Raw genomic sequence first — 13,067 nt, 5'->3', positions numbered from 1 at the left:
GTGAAATTGAATACTCGACGTGGTAGGCAGTGACCAGAACAGACAACTCAGTGCGCGAATCGAGCACAATGCCAATGCGTCAGCCGGAATGAAAACGGGGGAGGAACGTGGTTCCTCCCCCGTCTCTGAAACACCCTGCGACTGATCGTTAGCTGATCACGTCGTCAGGAACCGCCTGGGTCAAACCACCCTTGATATCATTGACTGACCAACCATCGATCGTCGCGTCATTGTCGATACTGGCAACCGCCGACGCGGTGAAGCCGACCGCACCCGCCGTAGTGCTGGCGTTTGACGGCACTGCTGGAGCTGCGTCAGTCTGAACCGTACAGCCCGCAGGAGCACCGCACGGAATCTGGTCATAGTTGGCAGCCGGGAAAGCATTGCCTCCGGACGCCGCGTTACCACCGGCAGCCGGGCTCCGATACGTGTATCGATTGGTCGATCCGGCCAGAGCATAGCCGATCTCCGAGAAGCTTCCGTAACGTGAATTTTCGCTGAGATAAGCCGTCTCCGCCACGAAAATCGCGCCCAGGTTAGTCTTGGCTTCAGACTGCCGGGACTTCGCCTGGTAACGCAAGAAGTTCGGAATGGCGATGGCCGCCAAGATACCGATGATCGCCACAACGATCATCAACTCGATCAACGTAAAACCTTTTTGACCCTTGATTTGCTTCAACATACTTCCTCCCTTTCCTAATGTTGCTACTTCATCCGACACGTTCTTCTCCCTTGCCTCTTCGTACGACACAGCTTTTTTCAAGCCTAGCAGATCTTGGGAATAGCAGATTCTATGCCCAACACCTCCTTCCTGTAGTTCCTTATCATTTCTTCTATATTTCGTTTACTTAGCTCCATTCCGTCCGTAACCTCTGGCCTCGCCGCCTGAACTCCATTCCGTTTTCCGTCATCTTCTGACAAGTTTTGCGCTCTCACTAACTCGACACATCATTGGGCTCCGCCCCGTTCAATCCCTGCTTCGCATCGTTCACATACCAGCCGTCATGCGTGGCATCTCCATCGAGATCCGCCGCGGCGGTGGCTGTAAATCCAGAGGCGGATGTCGTCGCGCTACCTACCGCTCCCGTATATGTCATTGCCCCTGGCATCGGAGACGCCGTCTGAATCGTGTCACAGCTGCTGGACGGTCCGCAGAGATTGCCCCCGTTCGGCCCCATCCCCGATCCAATTCCCAGACCGGACCGATAGGTGTAGCGGTTCGTCCCGCCTTCGGCGATGGCAAAGCCCACATCTGTAAAATTCCCATATTCTTTCCGCTCACTGAAGAACGAGGTCTCGGCCACGAAGATACCCGCCAAGTTCGACCGTGCCTCAGCCTGCATCGCCTGCGCCCGGTATCGAAGAAAATTGGGGATGGCAAACGCAGCGAGAATTCCCACAATCACCACCACGACCATCAATTCGATCAGCGTGAACCCTTGTTGCTTCGATGTAGTCAGCATGGAACTTGGGCACAGACATCCTGGAAAACCGATTTACCTGCTCACCCACCACCGACGCCCTGCAGATATGGGCTCTATAAGCAGGCCTTGTGCCACAAAACCGCCGAGTGCCGGTAAGATTGATAAGATCACGTCAATATTGATCTTTTCTTTCAGATCTCCCAGCGAGTGCCGCCCGACAGTCCCCCGCAGGCCTGAATTCAGAAGAGAAAGTGCCAAAAATTGACGGAATCGAACAGTCACGGCTCCCATTCCCAACAAATAGGAGACTGCCGGTCCCGGCAATTCAGGACTGGGAGAGGGCCGCCAGACGGAAAGGATTTGTGCGGGGCGTGGAAAGGCCGCAGGCGATGAAGCCCGGTTCGTGGATGCCCGATGAAGCGAAAAAAAAAGAGGGATTACTGCTGAGCGGGAGCCGGAGTGGCGCCCTTGCGATCTGAAACGCGCCGGAGCGCCTGGCGAATGCGTTCTTCTTTGGCGGGATCACCCAAACCCAGTTCACGGAATCGCTGCATCAGCTTGTCGTTGGACGGATCCAGTTCCAGCGAATGCAGGAGCGCTTCCCGACCATCCGAGAGATGTTGCTGCTTTAAGTAGATTTCGCCGAGATGTTCATAAATCACGGGATCGTCGCCGACCAGCGCAACCGCCCGTTTCATCTCCGCCAGCGCTTCAGCCAGCAGACCCTTCTTGAAAAAGGCCCAGGCCAGACTATCGACGTAATACCCGTTGGTCGGTCGAAGTGCGACGGCCTGCTTGGTCAGTGCAATCGCTTCTTCGATCTTCACGCCGCGTTCTGCATAGCTATACCCTAGGTAGTTCATGGCATCGGCGTGGTGCGGATCCAGGGCGAGCGTCGTCTGCATGGACTTCACGACCTCGTCGAATCGATTCAGCTTGTCATACGCGGTTCCCGCGTTGAAATGCAGGTCCGCATTCTCCGGATTGTGGCGAATCCCTTCCTGAAACGCCTGAAGGGAAGGCTCATATTGTTCGACTTGAAAATGTGACAACCCCAGGACGATATGGGCCTCCGGCTGCTTGGGATTCAACCGGCTGGCTTCGCGAAGGTGCTGAATGGCTTCGGCATACTGCTTGGTCCGGTACTGGAGCACGCCCAAATGCAGATGCCCCTCGAAATACGAAGGCTCCAGCGTCAGATTGTACCGATAGGCCTCCATCGCATTGGCGTAATCCTTGGTCTCTTCATACAAATACCCCAGGTAGTCACGAACCTTCAGTTCGGTCGGCCGCACCGTGAGGATTTGTTTCAACTGCTGAATGGCTTTGGGGTAGTCCTTCTGCTCCCCATAGACCAGCCCCATCCGGAGCTGAGCATCGAGGTCCGACGGATCTTCCGCCAACATCTCCTGCAATTCTCGGAGCGCATCGTCGTACTGCTTCGCGGAGACTTGCAGCCGAATGAGGTGATGCCGGATGTCCCGATTTTTTGGATTCACACCCTGCAGGTAGCGACGATAGATCCCGATCGCCTTGTCCCGATCCTGTTTGGCTTCATACACAGACCCTAGAGCCACGTAGGCGGGTTCGAAGGCTGGATTCAGTGCCACCGCCTGCTCGAAATGAGTCGTCGCCTTGTCAAAATCTCTGGCTTCGACCCCGATCCGACCTAAATAGTAGTACCCGACTGCCGAGTCCGGGCTGATCTTGATCCCAGCGCGAATCGTGTCTTCGGCTTCAACATATTGTTTCTGATTGGCTTGCAACAGCCCCTTGGCAAAGAAATGCTCGCTACGCTGAGGTTCCTGCTCAATGGCACGATTGAAGAGTCTCAGCGCCTTGTCGGGCTTGCCTGCGGCCGCATACATGCCGCCGATTTGCCCCAGCATCTGCGCATCCAGCCCCGGCACATCGGCCACTTCATCCGCAAAGCGCACCGCCGACGGCACATCCCCCGCGGTGAAGTAGAGCACGGCCAGCCTGGCTTTGAGATAGTTCGAAGCGGGATCCGTTTGCAGGGCAAGTTGATATTCCTTGATCGCCAGTTCCGTCTCCTGATCCAACTCGGCCTGGTATCCGAGGAGAAAGTGGTAGGACGCGCGAGAATCTGAGGATGAGGGCATGGGACGAGGAGCCACCGGCACGGCGGATGGGAGCGCAGCAGGAGCGGGACGGGCAGGCGGTGTGCTGTGGCAGGCGGCGGTGACACAGGACATAGCCGCCAGTAAAAGAGCTACCGTTCTGACGTTCACAGAACCCCTTCGGACAGGTGGCTGCCGACACGCTTCACACAATCGTTGCACAATCATCCGCTCAACTTGCAGGGGAAATATTCGAAGGACAGTGACTGACGGGAATTATACCGGCCCGAGAAAGAACGCGTCAAACGACCTCGCGACTCTCGAGATTCTCGAACTTGGCAAACCGGTCGTGGAAAAATAGGTCCCGTTTCCCGATCGGTCCGTTACGATGCTTACTGACCAGAATTTCTGCGATGCCTTTTCTCTCCGTCGCGGGTTCGTAGACTTCTTCACGATAGATAAACATCACGACATCGGCGTCCTGCTCGATCGCGCCGCTTTCCCGCAAGTCGGCCAACATAGGGACCGGGGGCTTCCGGGCTTCCACTGCGCGACTCAACTGTGACAGGGCGATGACCGGCACGTTCAGCTCTTTCGCCAGGGTTTTTAAGGAACGGGAAATGTCGGAAATTTCCTGCTGCCGTGACTCGGAGTCGCTCTTCCCTTGCATGAGCTGGAGATAGTCGACAATCAACAGATCGAGGCCACGCTCAGCCTTGAGCCGCCTCGCTTTCCCGCGCATCTGCTGCACCGTCACGGCGCCGGAGTCGTCGATATAGATCGGCGCCTGCTCCAGCTTCCCGGCCGCTTCCGCAAGGCGCCACCAGTCTTCCTTTTGCAACCGACCGGTCCGGAGCGCATGCGAATCGACGCGGGCCTCGGAACTCAACATGCGGAGCACGAGTTGCGGCTTCGACATTTCGAGGCTGAAAATGCCGACGACGGTGCCGGCATGCAGCGCGGCATGCTGCGCCATCCCAAGCGCCAGACTGGTCTTGCCCATACTCGGACGGCCGGCAATGACGATCAAGTCCGACGGCTGTAATCCGGCGGTCAGATCATCCAGATCGATAAAGCCGGTCGGTACGCCCGTGACACGTTCCTTGCGCTTGGACAGCTTGTCGACGACATCGAGACTCTCTTTGATGATCTGATTGACCGGAGTAAAGGAACGATCCAGCTTTCCCTGAGCAAGGCTGAAGACCGAACGCTCGGCAAAATCCAACAGCTCATCGACTGCCACCGTCCCGTCATACCCGCGCGTCACGACCTCTGTCGAGGTCTGAATGAGCCCTCGCAACAGCGCTTTGTCCCGAACGATCTTGCTGTGATAGCGGACATTGGCCGCCGTCGGCACCACCTGAACGAGCTCGGCTAGATAGGCGGATCCTCCGACCGCTTCGAGCTCAGAGCGCGCCTTCAAGCATTCCGTGAGCGTAATCTGATCGATGACTTCGCCGCGATCGGACAGCTCCAGCATGGCTTGATAAATCTTGCGATGCGCAGTCCGGTAAAACTCCTCGTCCGTCAGTAGCTCCATCACCTTGGCCATCGCCGTGTTATCCAACAAGATCGCGCCGAGCACCGACTGTTCGGCCTCGACGTTCTGCGGCGGCAATTTGGGGGAGGTGAGATCAACCACGGAGAGCGACTTCATACCCGGCTCCTGCGCCGTCGCGGTTCTGCCGCAACCGGCTTGGAGCCAGCGGTTGTAGAGGGACCGGAGTGAGGCGGCGTCACCACACCGGACGCATCGAGGGCTCGAAACAGACGATCGACATCGAGACCAAACCCGGTAGAAGCCGCGGTCCGACCGAACCGGCCCATTAAATGGTCGTATCGGCCCCCGCCTCCCAGCTCCGCCCCGATACCCGGCGCAAAGACGTCGAAGACTATCCCGTCATAATATTCAAACCCGCGGAACTCGCCCAAATCGAGCAACACCGCCTGCTGCCCGGGCGACACCAATCGCTCATAGACCTGCGCAAGGCGATCGAGTGGTCTCAGGAGGGTCCGGTCGCGCCCCACCAACTTTCTCCCGCGCACCAAGACCTCAGGCCCACCGCACAAATCCAGCGCTTCGAGAATGACCCGCCCCGTCGACCGAGGTATCCCCTCGCGTGTCAGCAATTCCTCAAGCAGCGGCATGTCTTTCCGCGCAGCAGCCTGCTCCACACGCTTCTGCCCCTCGAGTGATAAGCCGGACTTGGCCAGCAACGCCGTAAAAAATCCGACATGGCCGACGGCAACCTTGAATGAAGACAATCCGACCTGTGCCAAACATTCCAGCAAAAGTGTCAGCACCTCGGCATCTCCGGCAACCCCGTCCACACCGATGAGTTCCGCTCCGACTTGAAAAATCTCGCGGTCGCGGCCCGCGTGCTCACGCTCATAGCGGAACACGGAAGTGCGATAACATAACCGCAGCGGAAGCCGCTCCCCCATCATCCCCATGGCGACCGTCCTGGCGATCTGTGCCGTGGCATCCGGACGCAGCAGCATCAACCGGCCCGTCGTCCGATCGACCAGCTGATAACATTTCTCGATCAGTTCAGATTCCAGGCCTGGCGCGAGGACGTCCAGGTACTCGAACATCGGCAGAATGATTTCTTCGTAGCCCCCGCGGGCAAGCACGGCCAGCAGCGTCTGCTCGAGCTGTCGGATACGTCGAGCGGCGTCAGGAAGAATGGTGCTCATTCCAACCGGAATGAGCGACCGTTCCCGACCTGCCACCAGAGGCGAGGAGGAAGAGGAAGCCTTCAACGAAAGAGCGCCCATGGTCGACTGCCGGGCAATCTACAACCCTTTCGACAGGTCGGCGACCTTCACGGAAAGGATGTGCTTGCTGTTCGTAATCTGATCGAGGACCGACTTAGGAAGCGGCGCATCGAGCCCGAAAATCTGCAAGGCTTTGCCGCCACGCTCTTCCCGCGAACACTGCATACGCGCAATATTGATGTTGTGATCGCCGAGGATATGCCCCACCGTGCCGATCACCCCGGGACGATCCTCGTTCTGGATCAGCAGGAGATGGTTGTCCGGCACCACTTCCACCTTGAACTGGTCGATCTCAATGATGCGCGGATCCTTCCGGTGGTAGAGCGTTCCGGCAACCTGATGAGACTTCTTCCCACCCTCAACCCGCACCCGGATCACGCTGGCAAAGTCTCCGGCATCACTGATCTTCACCTCTTTGACTTCAATGCCACGTTCCTTGGCGACGACGGGCGCGTTCACATAGTTGACCGGATCTTCAAGGATTGGGGTCAGGAGCCCCTTCAGAACCGCAATCGTCAATGGCGCCACGTTCAGCCCGGCGACTTCTCCACTGTACTCGACGGTCAAGCGCTCCAGCCCACCTTCCAGCAACTGCGACTGCAAGAGGCCGACACGTTCGCCAAGCGACAAATACGGCTGGAGTTTCGGCAAGAGCTCCGGCGAGACCGAGGGAATATTCACCGCGCCCCTGGCAATCCCTTTCGTGAAATACTCCACGATCTGCTCGGCGATGCCGATCGCCACATTTTCCTGCGCTTCCGTGGTGGAGGCGCCGATGTGCGGGGAGCAGATAAAATTATCCAACCCCAGGAGCGGATTGTCCGGCTTCACCGGCTCATCCTCAAACACATCGAATGCCGCGGCGGCAACCTTTTTAGACTTGAGCGCCTCGCACAAATCCCCCTCGTGGACGATCCCGCCACGCGCACAGTTGGCAATCATGACGCCGGTCTTCATCTTGGCAATGGCTTGCGCATTGATCAGGGCTTTGGTTTCCGGGGTCAGCGGAGTGTGGACGGAAATGACATCAGCTCGGCGGAACAGTTCGTCCAGCTCGACGATGGTCACACCCATTTTTTCCGCACGCTCCGGGGCCAGATAGGGATCGTAGGCCATCACCTGCATCCCTACTCCCTGTGCAAGCTTGGTGAGATACCCGCCGATTTGGCCGACGCCGACAATGCCGAGCACTTTGTTGTACAACTCCACGCCCATGAACTTTTCTTTTTCCCACTTCCCGCCCTTCGTCGAGGCGGTCGCTTGCGGGATGCGGCGCGACATCGAGAAAATCATGGCCATCGTATGCTCGGCAGTCGTCACGGTGTTGCCACCGGGTGTATTCATGACGACGATGCCGCGGCGCGTGGCGGCCGGGGTATCGACATTGTCCAAGCCGGAACCGGCTCGCCCGACGACCTTCAGCTGGCTGGCGGCCGCGATGACTTCCGCGGTGACTTTCGTCCCGGAGCGGACGATCAGTCCGTCCGCGTCCTTGATTTCCTTCAGCAGCTCTTCTTTCGGCAGTTTGGTTTTCACCACCACCGTAAAGCCGGCCTTCTCCAATACCTCGACACCCTGCTTCGAGAGACTATCGCTGACCAATATTTTCATTGTCGTGACGCCTTACCTGACGGTGAGTCTAAGACTTGCCCATAATAATTTCTTGAGCCTTTGCCACCCCGCTACCGAGTTTTATGGGATAGCCCAGCCCCTTGATGACCATCTCCACCGCCGCCAGGGCCGTGATGACGTCAAAACTATCGATATACCCCATGTGAGAAATACGGAAGATTTTGCCCTTCAGGTGATCCTGACCACCCGCCGCCGTCATTCCATATTGGGTCCGCAAATTCTTATAGACGGCCTGTCCGTCCACACCTTCAGGCGCCGAAATCGCGGTTAACGCATCGCTCGGACGCTCTTGAGGGAAGATGGAAAGCCCGGCGGCCTTGATGCCCTCCCGCATCGCCGTCGCCAACATCGCGTGACGGGCGAAGACGGCTTCCAGTCCCTCGGCTTTCAGAATGTTCATCACTTCCTTCAGGCCGAGAATGAGGGACACGGCCGGCGTATAGGCCGTCGTACTTTTCTGTTGATTCTCCCGCTCGCGCTTAAAATTGAAATAGAACGCGGCGTTCTTGGCCTTGTCGGCTAATCGCCAGGCTTTTTCACTCACGCTGGCGAAGGCCAGCCCCGGCGGCAACATCAACGCCTTCTGCGAACCGGTGATAACCACGTCGAGGCCCCAGGCATCGGTCTTAAGGTCGAGCACTCCCAGCGCGGTGATGGCATCCACGACCAGAATCGTCTCCTCATACCCTTTGACGATATCGGCCAGCGCCTTGACGTCATGCGCCACAGCCGTGGAGGTTTCGCTCGCCTGCACATAGACGGCTTTGATCGACGGATCTTTCTTCAAGGCATCCGCGACGGCCTGCGGATCTACCGCGCGCCCCCACTCGACCTTCAACTCGGTGACCTGCGCTCCGAACGTCTTACACAGCTTCGTCCAACGCTCGCCGAACTTACCGCCGTTGATCGTGAGGGCTTTATCGCCCGGGGACAAGAAGTTCGAGACCGACCCCTCCATGCCTCCGGTGCCGGATGCCGCAAGAATCAAGACATCGTTCCTGGTTTGAAATAGCCACTTCAAGTCCTCACGAACCTCGGCAAAGAGTTTATCGAATTCAGGCGCCCGGTGATGAATCATCGGTCTGGCCATCGCCAGTAACACCTCCGGAGGAACGGGGGTGGGTCCGGGAGCTAGCAAATACCGTTTCAACATGGGACGATCCTCCTCACTGTGCAGAACGAACGATGTCAGGGATTTAGAAGGGGCGTACGCTACCATAGCCCCCCTGAGGTGTCAAGGTAACAGACCGTGAAGATGCTTATCTTTTCAGCGACTTCACTGCATCAGGCAAGATTTACTTCGGGGACGCGAGGCGACTCCCCGCGCGATGATTTTTCACCACACGCTCGATGACGACTCAACTCCCTCAATTTCTTGACAAGTTGTAACCTCATCGATAGGCTACCCTTCGGAAGTCAGTGATTTCTCATTCCCTGAACAGTCTAGTGGGTGTCCTTATGCATGCACGTTTCCTGGTCACAGGTGCTCGCGCGCTGCCGCTTCTCTCTTTCTGGCTGCTCTCTCTCTCGTGGCCGACTCTCGCAGGGGCGGAGTTGCCGCCCCCTCCCCACGCTGATACACCGGCGACCGCGGAGACCATGCAGGAGGACGTTCCACCTTCTATTCAGGAACCGGAATACTCGTTGGACGAAGAAGACCACGCCACTGCCGCGGAACTCGAAGCCGTTGAGCCCCCGGCCCCCATTGCCAGCGAACCGTCGACCGAAGTCCCGCCGGCCGAAGCGCTCCTTCAGCTCAAGCCGCTCAATGGCACCACCGCTCGATTTACAGACCTGCTGACACCGCCAGCAGAGGTGGCTCAGGAGGAAGCGGCGGCGCAGGGGCAGGAATCGGAGGAAGCCACGGCCTACAACGTGCCGATTGTGCTCGACCCATCCGTTCAAGGTCATATTCGCTTTTTCAACGTCTCTATCCGCAATCGATTTGAACAGTGGCTCATCCGCCTCAGCCACTATCGCCCGCTGGTTGATAGCATCTTCTCCGAATTCCAGCTTCCCAGCGATCTCATCTATCTGTCTCTGGTTGAAAGCGGATTTAACCCCCATGCCTATTCCCGCGCCCGGGCGGCCGGTCCGTGGCAATTCATGAAGGGGACCGCCAAGGTCTATGGGCTGCGTGTCGACAGTTACGTGGACGAACGACGAGACCCTGTGAAATCGACCGTTGCGGCTGCCCGCTACCTGCGGGACCTGTACGACCTATTCGGCACCTGGCCTCTGGCTATGGCCGCCTACAACGCCGGGGAAGGTAAGGTGATGCGGGCGCTCCATACGGCGCAAGCGGAGAGCTTTTCAGACATTGCCAAAACACGGCTGATCCGGCGGGAAACGAAAGAATACGTCCCCCGATTCATGGCCGCCACCATCATCGCCAAGAATCCGGACCGTTATGGCTTTCCGCAGAACGACGTGCGGCCTCACCAATTCGAGGAAGTGGTCGTAAAACGCCCCATCCACTTCAAGGCGATTGCGAATGTGACGGGTATTTCGTACCAGGAACTGAAGGTGCTCAACCCGGAGTTACGGCGCGATGCCACGCCCCCGGACGATGCCGAATATCACCTGAAGGTTCCGGTCGGCACCAGAGAGAAGGTCGAACAATTGTTGGATCGGGCCCCGACACACAAATTCGCGCCGCTTCCGGTCCCCGTCAGGGTCCGGCACGTCAAGCCTGAGCCGGAATCCGGTCATTGGTATCGGGTCCGAGTGGGCGACTCTCTGGAGAAAATCGCCAAGCGATTCAACATCTCCGTCAAAACCCTCAAGTCCAACAATAACCTGACAGGTCCCACCATCAAGGCAGGAAGCCGTCTAGTCATTGCGAACTAACGCAACCGTCTCTTACCGGGTCATTCTAAGGAAAGCGTTACGGTTTTTTCTTGGAGGGCGCCGCGGCAGACTTGCTTGAAGACTTAGCAGGCGTCTCAGGTTGAGGAGCGGGCGCAGTCACGGCCGGCGCAGGTGTGGCAGCCGCCGCCGGGCTTTCCGGAGACTTCTTCACTTCCAGCACCTTCACTCGCACGGCCGCTTCACTGGTGAAGGGCGAGTTAGGATAATTTTTCATCAAATCCTGGTAGTGCGCGAGGGCCCCCTCAGGACGGGACTGCGATTCTTCCAATTTGGCCAACTCAAAGAGCACGTGGTCTTTATTGAGTGCACCGGGGATCTCGAGGATGCCGGTAAACGCCTTCACCGCCTGATCACGATCCCCCTTCAGCAAATAGGCGTAGGCCATCCGCTGCTGAACAAGCCCCAGGAGCGAGGTATTGGAACCATGGAGCAACATGAATCGTTTGTAGGTTTCGATCCCTGCATCAACCTCATTCGCCAGCACCTGAGCATTCCCTAAATGGAACAGGGCCAGGGGAGCAACGGGGCTCCGTGGATATTGATCCACTACCTGCTTGTAGAGATTGATGGCCTGCGCAAGCTGTTCGTGAGATTTTTTCGGATCGTCAGCCGGTCGGTTGAGATAGTGCAGCGTCGCTTCCTGATCGAGTTCACGTGCCTTCAGCGTGGCCTGGTAGTCATACCAAATGACCCCGGCAACCACCGCCGCGGCAACGAGCAAGACTCCCAGTCCGACCAGAACCGCCCGCCGCTGTTCCTGCAAGACGAGCAGAAACCGCTCAACTCCGGTCAGCAGATGCGCTTCATCGAGCGGATCGACCTTTGCGGGAACTTTGATTCGATAACTCATGCTCTCTCAATCATTCTCCAGGCGCAGTAAAAGAAGCGGTCGTTTCCGAGCGCCTCGCGCCTTATACTAGGGAGCAGTCAGCCTTGTCAAATATTCAAGCCCTTCGCGGGTACGGGACACCATGTTCAAGGAATATCTTCAGAATTTGCAGGACCAGCACCTACTCCGCCGGCTGCGCACCATTGCCTCGTCCACGGGACCGACGGTCAAGCTTGACGGGCACACCGTGATCCTGCTTTCCTCAAATAATTACCTGGGCCTGGCCACCCACCCGGCCGTCATAGAAGCGGCCGTCGAAGCGACGCGTCAATACGGGGCAGGATCCGGGGCCTCGCGTCTCGTCTGCGGCACCCTTACGCCCCACGAAGAACTCGAAACGGCACTCGCCCGGTTCAAAGACACTGAAGCCACACTCACCTTCGCAGCCGGCTATCTGGCGAATATCAGCGCCGTTCAGGCGCTGATCGGGAAAGACGGACTCATCCTCGCCGACCGCCTCTGCCACGCGAGTCTGATCGACGGCTGCCGCTTGAGCGGCGCCACATTTCGCATCTACCACCACCGGGATATGAATCACCTGGAGCAACTGCTTGGCCGCCGGCCCCCCGGCAAACCGACCCTCATCGTCACCGATGGAATTTTCAGTATGGATGGGGATATCGCACCGATGAGGGACATCGCCCTCTTGGCGGAACAGTATGGCGCCGCCGTCTATGTCGACGATGCGCACGGCACGGGAATCCTTGGGGAAACAGGGCGAGGCACCCTCGAACATTGCGATGTCGAAACGCGCATCCCCTATCACATGGGCACCTTGAGCAAGGCGATCGGGAGCGCCGGAGGTTACCTGGCCGGATCAGCCGAATTCGTAGCCTATCTCGTGAATACCTGCCGCGCCTTCACCTATACAACCGCCCCCACACCGGCCGCCGCCGCGGCCGCCACGGCGGCGCTCCGCGTGATCCGGCAAGAGCCTGAGCGGCGAGCCAGATTGTGGCGGAATCGCCATCGCCTTGCGCAAGGACTCAGCGGCCTCGGCTTCCAGCTCGCCGCTTCGGAGAGCCCCATTCTTCCAGTCATCGTCGGCGATCCCGATCGCGCGATGAGCCTCGCCCACACACTGCTCACACTGGGAGTCTATGCCCCCGCGATTCGCCCACCGACCGTGCCGGCGTCCACGAGCCGGATTCGCTTCACGATCACCGCCGATCACACTGATGAGCACATCGACCAGGCGCTGGCAGCGCTGGCGCAGGCAGGTCGTTCGCTCAACATAATCTAAGCACCAATCGCCCTTCGCAGAGCGGCCGCCGGCCACCGTTTCCCCTCGTCTCTTCTGGGTATTTTCTTGCTTTCTCACCTTCCTATGGCATGATCGAATCAACCTGACGAGCCATGATCCTCTACTCATAACCGCGCTCGTTTATCCAT

At 58.2% G+C, this 13,067-nt stretch carries 9 protein-coding genes and 1 pseudogene; 2 read left to right on the top strand and 8 right to left on the bottom strand.

Annotated elements, in window-relative coordinates; genetic code table 11:
* Positions 1-559: 559 nt before the first annotated feature.
* The 7 genes and pseudogenes from H8K11_16020 to H8K11_15990 form a co-directional block, all read right to left on the bottom strand.
* Positions 560-670, bottom strand: a pseudogene (locus H8K11_16020) (prepilin-type N-terminal cleavage/methylation domain-containing protein).
* A gap of 265 nt (positions 671-935) precedes the next feature.
* Positions 936-1,463 (bottom strand): type II secretion system protein, encoded by a 528-nt coding sequence (locus H8K11_16015; GenBank protein ID MCS6265258.1) that lies wholly within the window; start codon positions 1,461-1,463, stop codon positions 936-938.
* Positions 1,464-1,861: 398 nt separating this feature from the next.
* On the bottom strand, positions 1,862-3,547 hold the full coding sequence (locus H8K11_16010; protein MCS6265257.1) for a tetratricopeptide repeat protein: 1,686 nt from the start codon (positions 3,545-3,547) through the stop codon (positions 1,862-1,864).
* A gap of 259 nt (positions 3,548-3,806) precedes the next feature.
* A complete protein-coding gene (gene dnaB, locus H8K11_16005) occupies positions 3,807-5,162 on the bottom strand; it encodes a replicative DNA helicase (protein MCS6265256.1) in 1,356 nt (451 codons plus the stop codon).
* On the bottom strand, positions 5,159-6,283 hold the full coding sequence (gene hisZ, locus H8K11_16000) for an ATP phosphoribosyltransferase regulatory subunit (GenBank protein ID MCS6265255.1): 1,125 nt from the start codon (positions 6,281-6,283) through the stop codon (positions 5,159-5,161). Before hisZ ends, dnaB begins: the two co-directional genes overlap by 4 nt.
* An 18-nt stretch (positions 6,284-6,301) precedes the next feature.
* A complete protein-coding gene (locus H8K11_15995) occupies positions 6,302-7,894 on the bottom strand; it encodes a phosphoglycerate dehydrogenase (protein ID MCS6265254.1) in 1,593 nt (530 codons plus the stop codon).
* Positions 7,895-7,922: 28 nt separating this feature from the next.
* The gene (locus H8K11_15990) at positions 7,923-9,068 is read right to left on the bottom strand and encodes an alanine--glyoxylate aminotransferase family protein (GenBank protein ID MCS6265253.1); all 1,146 of its coding nucleotides are present in this window, start codon (positions 9,066-9,068) and stop codon (positions 7,923-7,925) included.
* Between the two features lie 305 nt (positions 9,069-9,373).
* On the opposite strand from H8K11_15990, the gene H8K11_15985 reads away from it, so the two are divergent.
* Positions 9,374-10,765 (top strand): transglycosylase SLT domain-containing protein, encoded by a 1,392-nt coding sequence (locus tag H8K11_15985; GenBank protein ID MCS6265252.1) that lies wholly within the window; start codon positions 9,374-9,376, stop codon positions 10,763-10,765.
* 37 nt (positions 10,766-10,802) lie between these two features.
* Here H8K11_15985 and H8K11_15980 read toward each other — a convergent pair whose 3' ends face one another.
* The gene (locus H8K11_15980) at positions 10,803-11,636 is read right to left on the bottom strand and encodes a tetratricopeptide repeat protein (protein MCS6265251.1); all 834 of its coding nucleotides are present in this window, start codon (positions 11,634-11,636) and stop codon (positions 10,803-10,805) included.
* Between the two features lie 121 nt (positions 11,637-11,757).
* Between H8K11_15980 and bioF the strand changes: the two genes are divergently transcribed.
* A complete protein-coding gene (gene bioF / locus H8K11_15975) occupies positions 11,758-12,918 on the top strand; it encodes an 8-amino-7-oxononanoate synthase (protein ID MCS6265250.1) in 1,161 nt (386 codons plus the stop codon).
* Positions 12,919-13,067: the final 149 nt, after the last annotated feature.

This window comes from Nitrospira sp. (genome assembly GCA_024998565.1).
Lineage (GTDB): Bacteria > Nitrospirota > Nitrospiria > Nitrospirales > Nitrospiraceae > Nitrospira_A.
This window is presented reverse-complemented; position numbering and strand designations above follow the sequence as displayed.